The sequence below is a fragment of the Saccharopolyspora ipomoeae genome (genome assembly GCF_029952525.1).
Lineage (GTDB): Bacteria > Actinomycetota > Actinomycetes > Mycobacteriales > Pseudonocardiaceae > Saccharopolyspora > Saccharopolyspora ipomoeae.
Genome location: NZ_JASAOF010000009.1, coordinates 140591 through 160135, shown reverse-complemented (window position 1 = coordinate 160135; position 19545 = coordinate 140591). Strand labels below are relative to the sequence as shown.

Below are 19545 nucleotides of genomic sequence, written 5' to 3'. Positions count from 1 at the left end.
TGAACCGACTCAGCCGGAGCCGGTGATGGATCCGGCGACGAAGGTGACGCCGGCCGGCCCGTCGACGGAGTCGTCCCACAGCAGGGGCGCGTGGCCGCTGCCGAGGTGGTGGAACTTCCCGGTGTGGAACAACAGGGGTCGCCCGTCGTGGAAGAGGAATTCCTGCACTTCTCCCAGGTAGAGGACGTGGTCGCCACCGTCGTAGGACCGCCAGGGCGTGCAGGCGACGTGCGCGAGGGTTCCCTCTAGCCGCGGGGTGCCGCAAGCGCTGTCCGGAGCCCACTGCACCTCCTGACTGGGCTTGCCCGCGAAGTGCAGCGCGAGTTCCTTCTGGTTCGACTCGAGCACGTTGACGGTGAACGGCCGCGAGTCGAGCAACCCGCACAGGCGGGAGCGTCGATCCAGGGACACGAGCACCAGCGGCGGGTCCAAGGACACCGCCGTGAAGGCGTTCACCGTGGCTCCGTGCGGCGTCCCGTCGTCACCGTTGCAGGTGATGACGGTGACCCCGGTCGTGAAGTGGCCGAGACACCGGCGGAGCTTCCCCGGATCGATCGCCATTGACCTCACCTCCACGCTTTGTGCACGCTGTGCGTGCAACTTGTACGTAAAGCGTGCACGCAGACTGGCATGGTGTGGCCCGGCCGTCAACAGTTCGGACCGACCTCTCCGCGCGGACGGGCCGCTGTGCGGGGTCGGCCTTGTGGGAAGATGTGCAGGTGAACGACGTGCAGATCGGAGCCCAGGACCGAATCCAAAGCATCGAGCGCGGCTTCGCAGTGCTCATGGTTTTCGACGCCGAGCGGCGGAACCCGAGCCTGATCGAGATAGCGAAGGCGACTGACCTGTCCCGGCCCGCCGTACGTCGAATCCTGCTGACGCTGCAGCACCTCGGTTACGTCCGCCCCACGGGTGGGAGTCGCTGGGAGCTCACGCCGCGGGTGCTGACCATCGGCCAGCACTTCACCGCGTCGAGCGCGGTCGTGGCGATCGCCGAGCCGCACATGAGCCGCTTGGTCGAGGAGACCCAGGAATCCGCTTCGCTCTCCGCGATGGACGGCAGCGACGTCGTCTACATCGCCCGCGTACCCGCCAAGCACGTGCTCAACATCAACGCCACCGCGGGCACCCGCGTATCGGCCCACGCGACCTCGATGGGCCGCGTGCTGCTGGCCGCGCAGCCGACCGAGTTCGTCGAGCAGTACCTGTCCGACCACGGACTTCGGCCTCTCACCCGCCACACCATCACCAACCCGGATCAGTTCCGCAACACCCTGGACCGGGTCCGCGAGCAGGGGTGGGCGCTGGTCTCCGAGGAACGCGAGATCGGCCTGATCGCCGCCTCCGCTCCGATCCGCAACCACACGGGACAGGTGATCGCCGCGCTGTCGACGTCCACCTCCACCGGACGCATGAGCCCCGACCGGGTCGAACGCGACCTCGTCCCCGTGCTGGTCCGCATCGCCGACGAGATCAGCGAAGAGCTCGGGGCCTGATTAACCCTCAACTCCAAAAACGTTGTCGCAGAGAGCATTGAGACGTCGCGACGAATCATTGATAAGCAGCGTGTATTTCTGAAGTCGGGTCCGTTCGTGCAACGATCACTGCCCGATCTGCAGCGAGATCCACGCGGACAACTCAATGAAGGAGAGCTGCGATGTGCTCCCCGTGCAACTCATCAGCCGGACCGTCCTCATCGGACGGAACCGAGCCCGCCGTGAACCGACGCGCCGTCCTCGGCGGTATCGGCGGCGCAGCCGCACTCGCCGGGTTGTCCGCCTGCGCACCGGGGGACCAACGCCGTGACGCGGCAGCGACGGGAACCGGTCAGGCGATCGGCGACTCGAAGTTCGCGTTGGTCCTGTTAGGAACGCAAGCCGGGCCTCCGGTGGTGGCAGACCGCACCGGAATCGCATCCGCTCTGGTCGTCGACGGACGCGTCTACATCATCGACTGCGGACGCTCGGCGACGACGCAATACCTGCGTGCCGGCTTGCATTTCCGAAACCTGAACTCGATCTTCCTCACCCACCTGCACGCTGATCACCTCGCCGATTACTACAACTTCTCCTGCTCGCCGGGCACATCCCCAACCCACACGGGGACAACCTCCACGGCCCGCTCAACGTCCACGGTCCCGGCTCGGCAGGAGGACTACCGCCGAAGTTCGGCGGAGGTGAAGCTCCCACCGTCCACCCCGAAGGACCATCGCCCGGTACCAGCGAGATGACCGAAAGACTGCACGCGTCCTATTCCTACAGCCACAACATCTTCCTGCGCGACATGAATATCCGCGATATCCGGACGTTGGCGCAGGTCCACGAGATCGACGTGCCGGACGTGGGCGCGAACTCCCACAACACCGCGCCGCCGATGCGGCCGTTCCAGGTGATGCAGGACGACCGGGTGCGCGTTTCCGCCACCCTCGTCCCGCACGGACCGGTCTTCCCCGCATTCGCGTTCCGCTTCGACACCGCCTACGGCTCGGTCACCTTCTCCGGGGACACCGCGAGAACACCGAACCTGATCGAGCTGGCCCAGGACACCGACATCCTGGTGCACGAAGCGATCAGCGTGCAGGGCGCCGACACTCCTCCCGCCGTTCTCGATCACATGCTCCAGTCACACGTCCTGGTCCAGGAGACCGGCCACGTCGCTCAGGCCGCCAACGCGCGCAAGCTCGTCCTCTCGCACATCTCAGACCTCGCGCAGAACCCGATCGACGAGAATGCCTGGAAGAACTGGGCCCAGCAAGGCTACGACGGCGAGGTCGTCGTAGGTGCGGACCTGCAAACCTTCGTGCTCGCCTGACCGCAGGCGGGCACACCGCATCACTGCCCCGTTCCCGTGAGCGACGTTCCACGGCTGATGATCTCGGGGGGGCACTACAAGGTGCTCCGGTTGGCCAACCGCGTCGCCGAGCTCTGGTGCCGGGCCCACCTGTTCCACTTGCTGATCTTGAGGCTGGTACCGACCTCGATCGGTGCCTACATCAGTGAGTTCGGCGAGATGGCCTGCCGCCACCGGTGCCGTCGCAGCTCTCATGCTGATCGTCGGCGGCGGAGGGGACAGCGCACTCACCGGCATCCAGAACTTCACCTTCGTCGGAGCACTGCCGTTCGGGGTGATCGTGGTGCTCATGTGCTTCGCGCTGCTGAAGGACCTGCGCAACGACGACATCACCCTGCTGGAAGCCAAGAGCTCCGAAATCCTGGAACAAGCCGTCATCACCGGTAAAGACGAGCACGACGGCGATTTCCAACTCGTCACCGCTCCGGCAGAGCCACCTACCGAAGGCAACGACGCCACGAGCAGCGACTCCGGAAGCTACGACTCCGACACCAGCGACAAGGCCCAGGACGCGGTCAAGGCCTGAGGTTCCTCCACGAGTCGGTTCGCGTCGACCAGCGTCTGTTGGTCGACGCGAACCGGCGGAGTCGGGTGGAAATCTCGGTGTCCCAGCGCGTTCGTGTGCAGCCGTCGTCGACAACCCGGCCGACGACCGCCACAGCGCGGCCGGCCGGTCGAACGTGTATCACGTTCCCAGTGCGTGGGAGATGTCTGCGGCGGTTTTGCGAACCAGATCGATGATGGTTTCGCGCTTGGTCTTGTCGAGGCGGAAGGCCGGGCAGGGCGCGGACAGGCTCGCCACCACCTTGCTGCCGTCGGTGACCGGGGCTGCGGCCGCCCAGATGCCGTCGTCGATCTCTTCGTTCGACACGGCCCAGCCGCGCGCCCCGTCGCGCTCGGCGTCGTGCAGGAACCGATCGCGTCCCTTCAACGGCGGCCGGGCGCCCTGCTCCAGAGCCTGGTCGACGTAGCGCTCCCGGTCCGCCGGATCGAGGCCTGAGAGCAGGAGCCGCGCGCTGGCGCCCCGAAGTGGCGGCATCTGCTGGCCGATCTCGAAGGAGAGCCGGAACCGCTGTGCGCTCTCGACGCGGTGCATGCAGACCGGGCGGTCGTGCACCAGGCGCACGAGCAGCGCCGATTCTCCGGTCTGGTCCACGAGTTCCCGCATGTACGGCTCCGCCAGGTCGACCAGCGGCGTGGCCTGCCTGGCCGCCCGGCTGAGCTGCGTGACTCGCATGGTCAAGTGGTACTGGCCGCGGCCTCGCTCCTCGATCAGGCCCATGTCGCGCAGCAGAGCGACGTAGCGGTGCACCGACGGCACCGGGATGTCGAGGTCTTCGGCGAGTTGACGAACGGTGAGCAGCGGGCGCTGCTCCGTGAAGGAGAGCAGGATTTCCAGCGCCCGCCGACCGCTGTCGGCTCCGGTCTTGGCTGCGGCCATCGCCGTTCCCTCCGTCAACCCGTTTGCACGAACACCCTGGGCGCTCCAGTATCACACAACGATAGCAACCTATCGCCATGCTGGTCCAACCCAGCGGCGCCCAGCAGGTGCACGATCAGATGACGGGGCCTTCGTAATCGGGATCCAGGTGATGGCTGGGCGTGAGGAAGTTGTCGGTGAATTCTCCTTTGGACACCTTGACCGGGATCTCCCCTTCCAGCCCGAGCTCGATGATGTCGTTGCCGGACTTGAGACCGCTCGCGGTCAGCGATTCGATGCGCGTGGCGATCTGATCGGCCTGCCACGCGTTGAGCATCCAGGTGAAGCTCTCCCCGTCAGGTGTTTCCCGCACACCGTAAGGGGCGTCGGGGCCTTCGCCGGGAACGATCGTCAACTGCGAACGCCCGCCGGCCTCGGGCAGTGACCGGCGGACCTCGACGCGGCGCGGCTCGTCGGCGAACCGATGAAGGAGGTCCGCAAGGGCTGCCAGATCAGCGCTGTTGCCGAGGAAGAGGAACAGCGGGTGGAAGTCGCTGGGCATGTGGTCGAAGCGGAGCACGGTTCGGGCCTCCCGTCAGTCCTGGGCGAGCTGCCGGATGTCTTCTGCGTGGACCAGCTCGCCGTCCGAAGCTCCCTCTTCTCGGGCCTGGACCCACTGGCCGTCGCCCATGTTCTCCTCGACCGTCATCCGGCGCCCGTCGACGAGTTCGATGCGCGCCCCCGCGGCCAGCTGAAACACGTTGATCACAGGATTCCTCCTCAGAAGAACGTTGTCAGGTTCTTTGCCAGCAGGACGTTCTGGTCGAGGATGATCTCCCGGCGGGCGATCATCCAGTCCTGTTCGGACTGCCGCAGCGTGTCGGTCCGCTTTCCCACGAAGAGGTAGGTCTCGTACTCGACGCGGTTCTGGTAGACCAGGAACCGGGATCGGACGTCGACCTCGCGCTGTCCGTCGTGCTCGCGGACCGCGAGGAGCTGAACGTTGGACACGAGGTGGCAGACCCGGGACAGGGGTTCTTCCGCGTAGTGCACGCCGGTCAGGATCTGGTCGACCCGCTTGCCCAGCGTCCACTTGTCCTCGTCGAACCAGCTGATCCCCTCTCCCGACCTGGTGTTCTCCCGCTCGGCGTGCTGGCCGAACTTGACGTTGTGCCGGATCGGCATGAAATAGGTGACGTCCTCGGTGAACAGCTCCAGCCAGTCCTTGAACCGCCTGTCGTCGAGCAGGTCCGCTTCGGCGTGGAGGAAGTCCTCGACGTCGGACTTGAGCCGGTAGTAGGCCTCGTCCCGGACGAGCTTCCGGTTGGTTCCGCTGATGGTTCCGCTGCTCATGCGCTTTCTCTCCTTTGCACCGGTCCGCCTTGATGGGAGAAGCAGCCGACGTCGACGACCGTGCCGGAGACCGTTTCGGCCGCGTCGCTGATGAGGAAGCCGACCACGTTCGCGACGTCGGTTCCCGTCACGGGGCGCCCCGCGGCCGACCCGTGCGCGCCGGCTCCGGCCATGGGGTTGTTGCCGCCGAGCCGCCCTGCCGTGATGCCCGACGCGATACCTCCGCCGCCCGGCACGACGGTGTTGACCCGAATGCGGTCGTGGAAGAAGTCGTAGGCGGTCGCGGCGCTGAGCGCGAACATCCCGCCCTTGCTGGCCGAGTAGGCCGCCATGTTCGGCTTTCCCCAACCCGACCCGGATCCGATGTTCACGATCGAGCCGCCACCCACCTGCCGCAGGTGGGGCACGACGGCGCGCGAGCACAGGTACGGTCCTTTCAGGTTGACCGCGAGGATCCGGTCGAAGGTCTCCTCATCGGTGTCGAGGATCGTGCCCAGCGGTCCGATCGCCGCGTTGTTGACCAACGCGTCGATCCGGCCGTGGCGCGTGGCGGTGAAGTCGACGACCGACGCCACGGCCTCGGCGTCGGCGACGTCGGCCTCCAGCACGTCCACCGGGAGTTCGCGCTGCGCCACCTCGTCGCGAAGACGCGTGACCGAGCCGTCCGCGGTGCTCGAGATCTGGCGGGCGTCGAGCCCGAAGGCCACCACGTGGTGACCGCGCTCGGCCAGGCCGAGGGTGATGTCGTGCCCGATCCCGAACGTGCCGCCGGTGACGATCACGACCTTGGATCCGGTCACCGCTCCCCCTCGCCCAGCAGCGCGTCCCACGATTCGCCCCGCATGTACTTCATCCAGGTGCGGTAGTAGCCGCGCGCCATCTGCTCCGTCGGCTGCAGCGTCACCGAACCCGGGTAGTCGTAGGAGTCCGTGGCCTTGCCGAGCGACTGCTGGTAGTTGAACGGGTACCGGCGGGCGACCGTGCCCACGCTCGCCCTGGTCGCGTAGAGCCAGTTCTCCATGTCGTCCTGCTCGGTCATCCCGGCCGGGCCCGAGTACCGCATGTAGTACCGGCGCAGGTAGTCCTTGACCTCGTCGGGCGCGTCCTTGTCGACGAGGAAGAAGCGCCACGCCTCGGTGCTGGTCGGCGAATGCGGGTGCCACGCGCACAGCCCTCGCGGCTGCCGCCCGTGGTACGAGGTGTTCGGGAAGATCGAACCGACGAACGGCAGCAACCGCGCCTGGTCACCGAGGCGCCGCTTGCGCTCCTCGTAGCAGTGCCGGAAGTACTCCTCCAGAACCGGGTTGTCCAGGAACGACTCCACGTACTCGTTGGCCGTGGGCTGCACCGCGGAGTGCACGCCGTGCCCTTCGGGGAAGCTGACCCAGATGTGCTGGGCCTTCTCCAGCTCGTCGTCGCGACGGCCCTTCTTGCCCGCTTCCGCGCTGGGTCCGATTCCGATCAGGTCGACCGAGCGGTGACTGGGGTTGTGGTAGGTGTCGCCGAGGAAGTTCTCGGCGGCGAACTTCCAGTTCGCAGGGAAGACCCACTTGTGGATGCCGATCACCTCGGAACCGCCCTCCCGCCCATCGCGGCAGTCGAGAGCTTGATCGAGGTGGACCTTCGCGTCACCGAGGTAGGTCAGGAAGTCCGGGGCTTCCGGATCCCAGGTCGCCCAGATCGTGCCCTTGTAGTTGGCGATCTTGCCGACCTGCGCGAGCGAGTTGGCCTCGCGGTCGAGCACGCCGTCGTACAGGCTCCGGTACTGCGGAACGCCCTGCAGCTTGCCGTCCGTGGTGTAGGTCCAGGAGTGGTACGGGCACGTGAACAGCGACGTGTTGCCCGACTCGTAGCGGCAGACCTTCATCCCCCGGTGCCGGCACGAGTTCAGGAACACGTGGATCTCGCCGCGCTTGTCGCGGCAGAGGATCACCGACTCCTCCCCCATGCGGGAGGTGAAGAAGTCCCCGGGATTGGGGATCTGGCTCTCGTGACCCACGAACAGCCAGGCCCGGGTGAACACGGATTCGAGCTCGCGGCGGTACAGGTCCTCGTCGACGAACAGTTCGCGGCTGATGAAGCCCTTGTCCGTGTCGACGAGCCCGTCGAGCGCCTCACCGGTCAACTTGCTCATGCTGACGTCCTTTCTTGCTGTGCCTGGGTTGTTCCGCCGGCCGCGGCCGACCGCAGGGAGAATTCAGGCGCTCGCAGCTGCTCCTCGGTGACGCGCGCACCGCGCGCGAAGAGCTTGCGGGCCGACAGGTGGTCTCCTGGGCTGTTCACCGATTCGACGGCGGAGAGAAACCCGTCCCGGAATCGGCAGACCGAGAACCGCCCGCTCGACGGATCACCGAGGAAGACCGCGGAATCGGTGGGCAGCGCCAGCCCCGCGATCTGGAGCTTGTCTCCCGCCTGATGGCTCCAGAACCACGGCACTTCGCCGTAGTCGGCGATCGGCTCGTCGGCCCGGCAGATTCGCCGAGCCGCGTACCTGGCTTGATCCGACGCGTTCTGCACGGATTCGAGACGAATCGACGCGGCGCCGGCGCGCGGAAAACGAGCGCAGTCCCCGATCGCGGAGATGGCGGGATCCGACGTCACCAGCTGCGCGTCGACGACGATGCCGTCGTTGACCACGAGTCCCGCTTCCTCGGCGAGTTCGGAGTTGGGCGCGACCCCGATCCCCACCAGGACCAGGTCCACGGGCTGAACCCGGTCCCCGATGCGGACCTCGGTGACCCGTCCGCGGGAATCCGTCCGGAATTCGTCGACAGCACAACCGCAGAGCACCGTGGAGCCCTCCACCGCGTGCCGGTGGGCGAAGTACGCGGAGGTCTCCTCCGCGACCGCACGCCCCAGCACCCGCGGGGCCGCTTCCACGACGGTGACTCGCGCACCGCGCCGTGCGGCCGCCGACGCGAACTCCAGCCCGATGAATCCGGCACCGACGATCAGCACGTTCTGCGCGCGCTCGAGTGCGTGCCGAACCCGACGAGCGTCCTCCATCGTCCGCAAGTAATGGACGTTGTCCGCTCCGCCGTCTGCGATCGGCAACTGCCGGTTTCGCGCTCCCGTGGCAAGCACCAGGTGGGCATAGGCCACGACGCGACCCGAGGACAGCAGAACCTCGTTGCGCCCGCGGTCGATCGACGTCACCGCCGTTCCGGCGACGAGCTCGATCCCGCGGTCGCGGTAGTACTCCTCGGTCCGCAGCGCGAGTTCGGACTCCGCGAGACCGCCGTCCAGGAAGTCCTTCGACAGCGGAGGCCGGTGGTACGGCGGATGGTGCTCGTCCCCGATCACCGTGACGCTGCCCGCATGTCCCATCTCGCGCAGCGACATGGCCAGCTGCGCGCCGGCCTGCCCCGCCCCGACGATGACGACACCCGCGCTCACTGCGACTCCGGGAGGGTGAGAACGAGGCCGTCGAGCTCGTCGGTGATCTTGATCTGGCACGACAGCCGACTGCTGGGCCGGCGCTCGCACTCGGCGAAGTCGAGCATGTCGTCCTCGTCCGGGCCCGGAGCGCCGACCCGCTCGATCCACGGCTCCGCGACGTACACGTGGCAGGTCGCGCACGAGGCCTCGCCACCGCAATCGGCGGTGATCCCGCTGATGCCACCGAGCAGCGCCGCCCGCATGGCGGTCGATCCCTCAGCAGCCTCGACCTCCTGCGACTCACCCTTCGGATGAACGAACGAAACCCTGGGCATCAGAGGCTGGCTCCTTCCGCACTCCGGGTTGAGCGGAACGCGATCTGCGGCAAGACCCGCGTGATCACCACGCTCACCCGTGCGCACCGGTACCGGGTTCTCGGACCGGCGCATTTCGATCATTTAAATCACTCTGCGATAGCATTGAATCAACTAGTGATACTGAGATTAAGCGGCTGCCAGCAGGCCGTCAAGCCTCAACGCTCTGGCTGCGTGGGGCTTCATCGCGGGGGCGCAGCGTCGGCACCCTCATCAGCACCGGAAGCCCCGCCGAACACCCGGCCTGCGGCCATCCTGATCTCCGGAGCAGGCTTCTACCCCCGTGCAATGAGCAACCAGTCAGGCCAAACCCGAGCGAAGTGCTCAGCAGGTTCGACCAAAGCACAGGAACAGACGCGCATTCGGGCAGAGCCTCCTCCACGAGGCGACCTTCGACCTGGACTTCCCGATCGTGCCGCTCTTCGCGGAGGAGGACGCCCGCACCACGACCACGCCAGTCGCTGAGCCGACCCGCTGCGATCGAGCGGCTCCGCACTACTCCTGCGTCATCCCTGAGCAGCGCTGCGCTCGTTCACGACGGGCTCGGAGGTCGGCTTCTCCTCCCGGACGGCGAGCATGATCAGCAGCCCGACCAGTGGACCGGCGGCGAGCGTCACGAAGGCGGCGCTGAACGAGTTCGTAGCGGAGAAGACCGCACCGACCACGACGGGAACCACGACGCTACCGAGCTGCCAGGTGGCGTTGGCGAATCCAGAGGCGGCACCGGTGACCGAGGCCGGAACGAGTCGCGGCACCAGAGCGACGATCAGCGGGCTCCAGCCGTACGCGGCAGCCCCGAGCAACGGGGCCAGCCACATGAACGCGGTGGGCGAGCTGAGGTTGCCGAATGCGACCAAGGTCAGGGAGAAGATCCCCATGATGACCACGGCGGGCACCTTGCGCGCGCCACCGAAGAAGCGGTCGGCCGCGAAACCGACGATGGGTTTCACCACGACCGCGGAGATCGCGAAGATCGCGACCACGAAACCCGCGGTGGACGGGGAGATCTTGTAACCCTTGATCATCAGTGCGTTCGCCCAGACCACGAAGCCGTACAGCCCCCAGAACGCACCGAACCCGGCAAGACTGGCGAGGATCAGGTTCCGGTTGCGGGCCATCGCCGCGAAACCCCGCTTCCCCGTTGCGGGCTGCGACTCCGATGCGTCGTCCAACATCGGACCGGGACGCAGGAGGAAGAACAACACCACTGCCAACACCATCGAGATGATGCCGAACAGGTGGTAGGAGGCCTCCCAACCGTGTTGAGCGATGAGGGCAGGCACCACGGCGTTGGCGATGGCGGTTCCCAACGAAGTGGCCGTGGTGAAGATCCCCATGGGGAGACCGAGTTCCGACGGCTTGAACCAACTCGCGATCAAACGCACGCCGGCCGAGTAGTCAGCACCGGCGAACAAGCCGACCAGCGCCTGCACAGCGATGCCCACCGTGGCCGAGGTGGTGGAGCCGAAGAGGGCCATGAACCCACCGGCTCCCAGCAATGAGATCGACAGCATCGATCGACCACCGAACCGATCCGTTCCGATCCCGCCCAGCGCGTTCGAGACCACGTAACCGATGTAGTAGGCAGTGGCGAAGACCCCGAGGCTCGCGATCGGGACGGCGAGGCTATCGCCCACGAAGACCGAAGCCGGACCCCACGTCGAGCGATCGATCGAAGTGAGGGTGAAGGAAGCCCAGCAGGCGAAGAGGACGACCCATCTGTACGGATTCCCCGCTCTGGTCTTCGTTCCGGCTGGTTTGGTGTTCATCGTTGAACCTCCACGGTGGGACGCACTGCTCGCGAGGAAGAACCCGGCTCAGATGCCGGGCTCTGCGATTGAGGACGAGGCGTTCGAGCGGGCAGCCTTCGGCAACGATGTGGCGCGCCAGCCGCAGGGCCCGTCAGCAGGGCGGTGCCGTGAACTTCTCACCAACAGCACCGGAATCCGGCAAGTTTCAGCTCTCCGCGCGCGGTTCACGCGGCTGAGCCACTCGTTGTGATCGTGGAGCAGGAGATGGCAGTGGTGAGTCGACGCCGCCACCGAACCACCCGATTCACAGCCGAGAACCCGGAGCGCCGAACCGAGGACGGAAAATCCAGGTGGGCCTTCGCTCTTGCCTTGAAGACGGCCGGCAGAGCGTCAGCTCTCGCTGCGCCGGAGACCTCCCTCGCCACGGTGTCACACTCGATTACTATCACTATGCGATATTGTCATATCGCACTATGGTTTCGGTACCATAAGCCCAGTTTCAGCGAGCGTCAAGAGAAGGGCTCCCCGCGGCCACCCCAGGGTCGACAGAGCACGACAGATCCACTTCATGCGCACGAGGAGCTGCCCGATCGACCTCCCCGAGCGGGGAGCGGACACTCAACACCCGCTCCACAGAGGACCATTGGGTGATCACGGGCCGGGTTCGACCCAATCTCGCTCAGCACGACGGGATTCCACGCACGGAAGGCCGTCGCCGCCGGCTCCAACGGAGTCGGAATCCGCTGCACCAACGGCCATCTGATCCACCTCCGATGTGCACCCGCACCGTTGCTGGGCCTCTACATCACGGGCTCAGCACTCGGTCGACTCGATTCGATGGGCGTGCGATGCCGGGTCATGGAGGAAGTAGTCGCGATCAGCACGGACGCGCTGACCACGCGACACGTCTATCGCGGTGCTGCGCGGTTCACGCGGCTCCGGTCGGATCGAGACGCCGAGGATGAACGGACGTTCACCGATAGCAGGGAGACGGACCCTGTCGTCACCCGAACAACTTGTCGACCGGCGGCGGTCATGTTGCACGTGACTCGTGCTGCCGTCTGCAGCGATGGTGCACGTCCCGCTGCCCCGATTGAGCGACGTTCACGGAGCACCGCCCGACACGTCTACCCTTGGCCTCATGTCGGCGCTCGGGCCCGCCATGCCGCAGGGCTTGGCATGGCAGACGATCGTGGAGCAGGCCGCCGCCTCGATAACGGTGACCGACCTGCAGGGACGCATCGTCTACGCCAACTCGGCCCTAGCTGATCTCCTCGGTTACGACCTCACGGAACTGGTGGGGCGCTCAGCCCGTGACTTCAACCATCCCGATGACCCCATGCTGGACGAGTCGATCAACGACATGGTCGCCAACGGCACCGACAAGCTCCAGGTGGAAAAGCGCGCCGTGCGATCCGACGGCCAGATCGTCTGGGTGCTCATCAGCTACGCGCTCATCAGAGATTCCGACGGCCGACCGCGGTGCATCCTGGCCCAGCACCACGACATCACAGAGCGACGAGAAGCCGAGCTGCGTTGGCGCCAAACCTTCACCCACGCCCCCATCGGGATAGCCCGGCTCGACCTCAACGGCCGCTGGCTGGAGGTGAACGACAAGCTCTGCGACATCGTCGGATACACCCGCGACGAAATGCTGACCATGCGCTTCACCGACCTGACCTACCCCGACAACACAGGGCTGGAGCTGCTGGCCGACCTTGTCGCCGGCCGACGGGACACCGGTAGCTTGGAGAAGCGCTACCGCCACAAGGACGGGCACCCGATCTGGATCCTCCTGCGAGCCAGCTCCGTTGCCGGACCCGACGGCCGGCCCGCCTACCTCATCGGGCAGTACGAGGCCATCGGTGACCGGGAGACGCGCGACAACCACATCGCGCACCTGGCCCTGCACGATCCCTTGACCGGTCTGGCCAACCGCGCCCTGCTCCTGGACCGGCTCGACCAAGAACTCGCCGCGCTGTCCCAACGGGGTGGAGTCGTCACCGTGCTGCTGGCCGACCTCAACGGCCTCAAACTCATCAACGACACCTGCGGGCACCGCTGCGGCGACCAACTCCTGATCGCCGCAGCGGACGAGCTGCTGCGAACGGTCCGGCCCGGTGACACGGTGGCCCGTCTGGGCGGCGACGAATTCGTCGTCCTCACCCGCATGCCGAACCAGCACGCGGCAACAGCTTTCCGCGCTCGCGTGGCGAAGAGCTTGGACACCGACATCGTCATCGGCGGTCGCAGAACGAGGCTCTCCGCCAGCATCGGGCTCGCCACCACGCAGAGCCCCTCCACCTCAGCCTCGGACTTGCTGCACAACGCAGATCTGGACATGTACACCCACAAGCAGACCGACCGCCGATAGCAAACGCACGTCCGGTTGCAGGGAATTCCCGGTTTCCTGCGACCGGCGGCTCAATTCTTCGATGATGAGGCCCTTCGCCGCGAGCTTTGCGGCGAGGTTGCTGACTCGCCAACGCGCTCATCGCCTCGAGCCAGTCCTGTTCAGCGCTCTACCTGACCGTCCGCCCGCGGTTCACGCTCCGACCGCGGTGGTGTGCCAGGTCAGAAAGGCGTCGAGGCCGATCTGACCGCCTTCCCACCCGAGCCCGCTCTGCTTGAGCCCGCCGAAGGGCACAACCGGTGCGTTCGGGGTGGCGTTGTTGACCCCGACGATTCCCACGTCGAGCGCCTGCGCGACGGCTGTGGCGCGGACGGGCTCCCCGATGACGTAACCACCGAGCCCGCATCGGTCCGCGCTGGTCGCGGCGAGCACCTCGCCGAGGTCGGTGTAGCTCCGGACGGTTGCCAACGGCCCGAAGACCTCCTCTTCGACCGCGCGGCCGCCGGCCGGATTGACGCACAGCACGGGCCGCGCGTAGTGCCCTCGGTCCGGCAACGTGACATCGCTGGTGACGACATCGGCACCGGACCGGGCCGCGTCCTGGGCGATCTCGGCGATGCGGGCGGGGTCACCGGGGAGCGCGAGCGGTCCGAGCGTGGTGTCCGGGTCGAGCGGATCGCCCAGGACGAGTTCGCCGGTCACGCGGAGGAAGGCCGCGGTGAAGTCGTCGACGAGGTGCTGCGGCACCCACACCTGCTGGGCGGCGATGCAGGACTGTCCGTTGTTGCGGTACTTGGCGACGGCCAGCACGTCGGCTGCCCGCACCGGGTCGGCGTCGTCGAGCACGACGAACGGCGCGTTCCCACCGAGCTCGAACACGTTGCGGGTGAAGTTCGCCGCGGTCTGCGCCGCCAGCAGCTTTCCGACGCGTGTCGAACCGGTGAAGGTCAACCCCCGCACCCGCGGGTCGTCGAGCCAGGTACCGGACACCTCGGCGGGGTCGCCCAGCACGGTGCCCACCACCCCTGCGGGGACGTGGGCTTCGATGATCTCGGCCAGGCGCAGCGCGGATGCGGGTGCCACCTCGGACGGCTTGAACAGCACCGGGCAACCTGCGGCGAGGGCGGGAGCGATCTTGCGAGCCGGGATGGACACCGGGAAGTTCCACGGGGTGAGCACGGCGACGATTCCGAGCGGGCGCTGGATCACCTCGTGCCGCAAGCCGGGCACCACCGAATGGGACGCGCCGCTTCGGCTGCGAATCGCATCGGCGAACCACTCGAAGAACGCCGCCGACAGGCCGACTTCAGCGCGGGACTCGGCGATCCGCTTGCCGGTCTCCCGGCTGATCAGCACTGCGAGCCCTTCGGCCTCGGGATCGCTGCGCAGCGCGGAGGCAATTCCCCGCAGCGCTTCGGCCCTCGCCGCCGGCGCGGTCTCGGCCCAGCCGCGCTCCGCGCGCTCGGCCTCGTCCAGGACGACCCGCGCCTCGGTCGCACCGCCACCGACCAGCTCGAACAGGGGGTCCCCCGTCGCGGGCTCGATCACGGTGGTGCGCCACGGTCGCGCCGGTCGCACGGGCTGACCGTTGATGCGGGCGCCGACGAGCGCCTCGACTTCGGTGCCGGTCGTGGTCATGCGGTGAGCTCCTCTTCGGACTGCTGTGCGGGGTGGAGGTGCCGCTGCGCGGCGTGCAGGTCCAGGTCGACACCCAGCCCGCAACCATCGGGGAGGGCGATCCGCCCCTGCCGCGGGCTCGGTCCGTCGATCAGCAGCGGGTCCCGCAGCGGGTTGTCGCGGATGTCGTACTCGATGCCGTGCACCGCTGGGGCGCAAGCGGCCAGCTGGAGGGTGGCGGCGAAGGCGATCGCACCGCCGTAGAGGTGCGGCAGCACGGGTTTCCGATGAGCTTCTGCGAGCTGGCAGATGGCGAGCGCTTCGGTGAACCCGCCCGTCTTGGCGATGTCGGGCTGCAGGATCGCGACCGCCGGGGATGCGGCGTAGCGGTGGAACTCCTCGCGTCCGTAGACGTTCTCGCCGGTCGCGATCACCAGCCCGGTGCGCCGGTGCAGCTCTTCGAGCTCGTCCAGCCGGTTGCCGCGGAGCGGCTCTTCCAGCCACGCCACGTCGTACTCGCTCAACAGCGCCGCCATCGCCACCGCTTCGTCGACGCCCCACGCCTGGTTCGCGTCGGCGTACAGCGCGACGTCGGCCCCGAGCGCTCCGCGCGCCTCGACGAGGATGCGCTCGTCGTGCTCCCGGCCGAATCCCAGCTTCACCTTGACCGCCGTGTAGCCCTCGGCGGCGCAGTGCCGGGCCTGCCGCACAACGTCTTCCGGACCGAGGCTGCTGGCGTAGAGCGCGCTCGATTCTCGGACCCGGCCGCCGACCAGCGATGCGATCGACCGGCCGCTGGCCCTGCCGTGCAAGTCCCACAGGGCGATGTCGACCGCGCTGATCGCCTGCATGATGGGGCCTTGGGCGCCCCACTGGCGGCCGATGGGCGTGAGCTCGGCGACCAGTCGTCGCTGCAGCTCGGTGATGTGACGCGAATCCTGGCCGATCACGAGCGGGAACACCCCCTCCCGCAGGGTCGCGACCCGCTCGACCGTCGCCCAGGACGGGTAATTGGTCCAGCTCTCCCCGTAACCGATCCGGCCGTCCCCGGTCTCCAACTCCACCAGCACCATCGAGCGGTGCGTCAGCGGCGCGAACGACATCGCGACGCCGTCCCGGGTGGCGGCGCGCAGCACGCGCAACCGAGCCTCGACGATGGTGTTCGGGGCCGTGGCGCTCACCGGTGGTCCACCTCCTCCGCCGACTCCAGCAATGCGAGCCGAAGCCGGGCGATGTGGGCCCGCGCGGCCTGCTCCGCCGCTGCCGGGTCTCCGGATTCGATGGCGCTCAGGATCTTGTGGTGGTCGTGCAGGGCGTGCCTTGGACCGCCGGTGACGGTGGTCGTGCGCATCGCGAGCCGGATCTGCGTCTGAATGTCGTCGAGCAGCCGCACCACCTCCTCGTTCCCCCCGGCCTCGCGGATCAGGGCGTGGAAGCGCATGTCGGTCTCCAGGTGCCGGTCCAGATCGGCCGACTCGACGGCGGATTCGTGCTCCTCGATCACCTCCCTGAGCCGGTCGACGAGTCGGCGTCCGGCGTTCTCCACCGCCAGCCGAGCGGCGAGGCCTTCGAGCACTTCGCGAACCTGGTAGAGGGTGGCGAGCTCTTCAGGCCCCACCCGGGACACCACCGCACCTCGCCGAGGTTCCTCGCGCGCCAGCCGTTCCTGCGTCAGCCGCAGCACCGCGTCCCGGACCGGGCTGCGGCTGACCTCCAGCTCATCGGCGAGCGCAGGGACGCTCAACCGCGTGCCGGGCGGCAGTTCGCCGGAGAAGATCTGCTCCCGCAGGTGCTGGTAGACGGCGTCCGCGATCCGCTCCGCGGATGAAACCTTCATCGTCATTCCTCCCGGCCCCGGCCTGCACGGCCCCGTGTGGTGTTCGGTTCGATGACATCTTGACACGTTACATGCAGTTGGTTCAATCTACATGCAATTCGAACTCCGAGGCTTCCCGATCAATGGAGATCAGATGAGCGCGACAAGACACATGCGCCGAGTGAGCGCGGCAAGCCTGGTGGGCTCAGTGCTCGAGTGGTACGACTTCTACCTCTACGGCACCGCCGCCGCGCTCGTCCTGGGCAAGCTCTACTTCCCCGCGTCGGACCCGTCGACCGAGACGCTGCTGGCGCTGTTGTCCTTCGCCGGTGGCTTCATCACGCGCCCGCTGGGCGCCGTCGTGTTCGGCCACTTCGGCGACCGCGTCGGCCGGAAGTCGATGCTCGTGACCACCATGATGATCATGGGCCTGTCGACGTTCGCGATCGGCCTGCTCCCCGCCTACGAGTCCTGGGGCGTCTGGGCTCCGGCGCTCCTGGTGGTGCTGCGGCTGCTGCAGGGCGTGGCGATCGGCGGCGAGTGGGGTGGCGCCACGCTGCTGACGGTCGAGAACGCGCCGAACGGCCGGCGCGGCTTCTTCGGCTCCGTGCCGCAACTGGGCGCGCCCATCGGTCTGCTGCTGTCGGCGGGTGCCTTCGCGCTGGTCTCGCAGCTGCCGCAGCAGGACATGATGTCCTGGGGCTGGCGCGTTCCGTTCCTGTTCAGCGGTTTGTTGCTGCTCGCGGGCATGTGGGTCCGGATGAGCGTCGGGGAGACCGAGGCGTTCAAAGCCGCGCGAGCCACCGCCGTCCCGCACACCTCCATCCCCGTCGTCGAACTGCTGCGCACCCACTGGCGCCAGACGCTGCTCGCGCTGGGAGCCCGGCTCGCGGACGCCGCGACGTTCAACGTCATCAACGTCTTCGCCATCTCGTACGCCGCGCACACCCTCGGACTCGGCGGCAACGTCGTGCTCACCGGTTTCATGGTCTCCTCCGCCGTGCAGATCGTGCTGATCCCGCTGTTCGGCAAGCTCTCCGATCAGATCGGCCGGCGGCCGGTCTACGCCGCGGGAGCCGTCATCTGCGGCGTCGGCGTCTTCGGCTACTTCTGGGCGCTGGAGCAAGGATCCGTGCCGATCGTGTGGGCCGCCATCATCCTCATGCACGCCGTCGGCACCGGACTGATGTTCAGCATCCAGTCGGCGTTCTTCTCCGAACTGTTCGGCACCTCGGTGCGCTATTCCGGGATCTCCATCGGCTACCAGGCATCCGGGCTGATCGCCGGAGCGCCCACCCCGGCCATCGCGACCGGACTCGCGGCATGGGCCGGGGGCGCGTCCTGGCCGGTGAGCACCTACCTGCTGGTGCTGTGCGTGATCACGCTGGTGTGCATCGCCTACGTGGGAGAGACGGCGAAGCGCGAGTTGGGCGCCGCATCGGGCGGCACCGCCGCGGAGAACTTCCCCGCACCTGCGAGGAGCGCGACGTGACCACCCGCTACGCGATCGTGCAGGCCGGCGCCCCCAGCCCCGTCATCAACGCCAGCGTCGCGGGATTCCTGCGGCAAGCCGCCGAGCAGGGCGAAGCGGAAGTGGTGGGAGTGCAGGGCGGCGCCAACGGCCTGGTGGACAAGGACTTCTCCACCCTGCGCACCGATCGCCCCGACCTGCTGACCTTGGCGGCCGAGCCCGGTGCGGTGCTCGGTGCCGGGCGGCGGCCTCCCGATGCCGACGAGCTTCAACGCAGCGTCGAGCACCTGACCGGCGCCGGTGTGCGGGGCATCGCGGTCACCGGCGGCAACGGGTCGATGGCCCTGGCCGCGGGGCTCGCCGAGGCCGCCGCGCGGATGGAGCTGCGCCTGCAAGTCGTCGGTGTTCCCAAGACCGTCGACAACGATCTGCTCGGCACCGACCGCTCCCCCGGCTTCCTCACCGCGGGCACCTACGCGATGCGAGCTGTGCACGCGCTCGGCGCCGATCTGCGCGCCATGGCGCCGCTGGAGCAGGTCCGGCTGGTCGAGGTGCTCGGCCGCGGCGTGGGCTGGCTCGCCTTGGCAGCAGCGCTGGCGCGCAACGGTGAGCACGACGCACCGCACCTCGTGTACGCGCCGGAGGCCCCGCTGACGCTGGCCGGCTTCCTCCCGGCGGTCGACCGCGCCCTCACCCGGCACGGCCACGTCCTCGTCGTCGTCGCCGAGGGAGCCGCTCCGGAACTCACCGGCACCGAGTTCGACGCCTCCCACCACGGCCGGTTGCTGCGCAACGGAGCCGTCCGCGATCTCGCCGACCGCACCTCGGATGCCCTCGGCCTGCGGACCCGGCCGGAAGTGCTGGGCATGGTCCAGCGCGCCGCGTCGTGGATGGCGCCCGAGCGGGACCGGACCGATGCCTGGCAGGTCGGCGCCCATGCCGCGCGCCTGCTGCACCAGGGTGCGTCGGGGCTCATGGTGAGCCTCGACCCGCTCGAGGACGACCGTTCCCCGAGCGCGTGCTCGGCGGTGCCGCTCGACGAGGTCGCCGGGCGCACTCGCTCGGTGCCGTACCCCCTGATCCCCGGTTGCCCGGACATCCCCGCGGACTTCCGCAGCTGGTGGAACCGGCTCAGCCCGGTCGGTTGAAGGCCACGACCGGC

General features: G+C 67.8%; 21 protein-coding genes. 8 read left to right on the top strand and 13 right to left on the bottom strand.

The genetic code is table 11. The features are described from left to right. Positions 1-9 precede the first annotated feature (9 nt). A complete protein-coding gene (locus QFW96_RS16455; RefSeq protein ID WP_281456531.1) occupies positions 10-561 on the bottom strand; it encodes a flavin reductase family protein in 552 nt (183 codons plus the stop codon). Between the two features lie 158 nt (positions 562-719). Here QFW96_RS16455 and QFW96_RS16450 point away from each other — a divergent pair, with 158 nt between their 5' ends. The 4 genes from QFW96_RS16450 to QFW96_RS16435 all read left to right on the top strand — a co-directional run bounded on the left by QFW96_RS16450 (position 720) and on the right by QFW96_RS16435 (position 3376). Continuing rightward, positions 720-1496 (top strand): IclR family transcriptional regulator domain-containing protein, encoded by a 777-nt coding sequence (locus QFW96_RS16450; RefSeq protein WP_281456530.1) that lies wholly within the window; start codon positions 720-722, stop codon positions 1494-1496. A 221-nt stretch (positions 1497-1717) separates the two neighbouring features. Further along, entirely contained in the window at positions 1718-2230 is a 513-nt protein-coding gene (locus QFW96_RS16445; RefSeq protein WP_281456529.1) for an MBL fold metallo-hydrolase, read from the top strand. After that, entirely contained in the window at positions 2227-2811 is a 585-nt protein-coding gene (locus QFW96_RS16440) for an MBL fold metallo-hydrolase (protein ID WP_281456528.1), read from the top strand. The genes QFW96_RS16445 and QFW96_RS16440 overlap by 4 nt, the downstream gene beginning before the upstream one ends. Before the next feature lie 184 nt (positions 2812-2995). Next, a complete protein-coding gene (locus QFW96_RS16435) occupies positions 2996-3376 on the top strand; it encodes a BCCT family transporter (RefSeq protein ID WP_281456527.1) in 381 nt (126 codons plus the stop codon). A 159-nt stretch (positions 3377-3535) separates the two neighbouring features. Here the strand turns inward: QFW96_RS16435 and QFW96_RS16430 are convergent, their stop codons facing one another. From QFW96_RS16430 to QFW96_RS16390, 9 genes are all read right to left on the bottom strand, one after another. Next, on the bottom strand, positions 3536-4291 hold the full coding sequence (locus tag QFW96_RS16430; protein ID WP_281456526.1) for an IclR family transcriptional regulator: 756 nt from the start codon (positions 4289-4291) through the stop codon (positions 3536-3538). Positions 4292-4406: 115 nt separating this feature from the next. Beyond that, complete coding sequence (locus tag QFW96_RS16425) at positions 4407-4832, bottom strand: hypothetical protein (RefSeq protein WP_281456525.1); 426 nt, start codon at positions 4830-4832, stop codon at positions 4407-4409. Positions 4833-4865: 33 nt separating this feature from the next. After that, positions 4866-5039, bottom strand: coding sequence for a hypothetical protein (locus tag QFW96_RS16420; protein WP_281456524.1), 174 nt, complete (start codon positions 5037-5039; stop codon positions 4866-4868). Positions 5040-5050: 11 nt separating this feature from the next. Continuing rightward, a complete protein-coding gene (locus QFW96_RS16415) occupies positions 5051-5623 on the bottom strand; it encodes a 3-phenylpropionate/cinnamic acid dioxygenase subunit beta (RefSeq protein WP_281456523.1) in 573 nt (190 codons plus the stop codon). Further along, on the bottom strand, positions 5620-6423 hold the full coding sequence (locus QFW96_RS16410; RefSeq protein ID WP_281456522.1) for an SDR family NAD(P)-dependent oxidoreductase: 804 nt from the start codon (positions 6421-6423) through the stop codon (positions 5620-5622). The genes QFW96_RS16415 and QFW96_RS16410 overlap by 4 nt, the downstream gene beginning before the upstream one ends. Next, positions 6420-7757: an aromatic ring-hydroxylating oxygenase subunit alpha gene (locus QFW96_RS16405; RefSeq protein WP_281456521.1), complete on the bottom strand. Its 1338-nt coding sequence runs from the start codon at positions 7755-7757 to the stop codon at positions 6420-6422. Before QFW96_RS16405 ends, QFW96_RS16410 begins: the two co-directional genes overlap by 4 nt. Continuing rightward, complete coding sequence (locus QFW96_RS16400; protein ID WP_281456520.1) at positions 7754-9019, bottom strand: NAD(P)/FAD-dependent oxidoreductase; 1266 nt, start codon at positions 9017-9019, stop codon at positions 7754-7756. The genes QFW96_RS16405 and QFW96_RS16400 overlap by 4 nt, the downstream gene beginning before the upstream one ends. Beyond that, positions 9016-9336, bottom strand: coding sequence for a 2Fe-2S iron-sulfur cluster-binding protein (locus tag QFW96_RS16395; protein ID WP_281456519.1), 321 nt, complete (start codon positions 9334-9336; stop codon positions 9016-9018). The genes QFW96_RS16400 and QFW96_RS16395 overlap by 4 nt, the downstream gene beginning before the upstream one ends. Positions 9337-9881: 545 nt before the next feature. Beyond that, positions 9882-11012: an MFS transporter gene (locus QFW96_RS16390; protein ID WP_281456518.1), complete on the bottom strand. Its 1131-nt coding sequence runs from the start codon at positions 11010-11012 to the stop codon at positions 9882-9884. A gap of 46 nt (positions 11013-11058) precedes the next feature. Between QFW96_RS16390 and QFW96_RS16385 the strand changes: the two genes are divergently transcribed. After that, positions 11059-11376 (top strand): hypothetical protein, encoded by a 318-nt coding sequence (locus tag QFW96_RS16385; RefSeq protein ID WP_281456517.1) that lies wholly within the window; start codon positions 11059-11061, stop codon positions 11374-11376. A gap of 891 nt (positions 11377-12267) precedes the next feature. After that, entirely contained in the window at positions 12268-13500 is a 1233-nt protein-coding gene (locus QFW96_RS16380) for a sensor domain-containing diguanylate cyclase (protein ID WP_281456516.1), read from the top strand. A 171-nt stretch (positions 13501-13671) separates the two neighbouring features. On the opposite strand, the gene QFW96_RS16375 is transcribed toward QFW96_RS16380, so the two are convergent. The 3 genes from QFW96_RS16375 to QFW96_RS16365 are packed head-to-tail and all read right to left on the bottom strand — an operon-like array spanning position 13672 to position 16933. Further along, positions 13672-15117 carry an aldehyde dehydrogenase family protein gene (locus QFW96_RS16375; protein ID WP_281456515.1) on the bottom strand — a complete coding sequence of 482 codons (1446 nt, stop codon included), beginning with the start codon at positions 15115-15117 and terminating at the stop codon, positions 13672-13674. Next, positions 15114-16277 carry a mandelate racemase/muconate lactonizing enzyme family protein gene (locus QFW96_RS16370; RefSeq protein WP_281456514.1) on the bottom strand — a complete coding sequence of 388 codons (1164 nt, stop codon included), beginning with the start codon at positions 16275-16277 and terminating at the stop codon, positions 15114-15116. The genes QFW96_RS16375 and QFW96_RS16370 overlap by 4 nt, the downstream gene beginning before the upstream one ends. Next, positions 16274-16933, bottom strand: coding sequence for a GntR family transcriptional regulator (locus QFW96_RS16365; protein WP_281456513.1), 660 nt, complete (start codon positions 16931-16933; stop codon positions 16274-16276). Before QFW96_RS16365 ends, QFW96_RS16370 begins: the two co-directional genes overlap by 4 nt. Positions 16934-17120: 187 nt before the next feature. Here QFW96_RS16365 and QFW96_RS16360 point away from each other — a divergent pair, with 187 nt between their 5' ends. Then, complete coding sequence (locus tag QFW96_RS16360) at positions 17121-18404, top strand: MFS transporter (RefSeq protein ID WP_281456512.1); 1284 nt, start codon at positions 17121-17123, stop codon at positions 18402-18404. Further along, a complete protein-coding gene (locus QFW96_RS16355; RefSeq protein WP_281456511.1) occupies positions 18401-19531 on the top strand; it encodes a 6-phosphofructokinase in 1131 nt (376 codons plus the stop codon). The genes QFW96_RS16360 and QFW96_RS16355 overlap by 4 nt, the downstream gene beginning before the upstream one ends. The last annotated feature ends 14 nt before the right edge of the window (positions 19532-19545 follow it).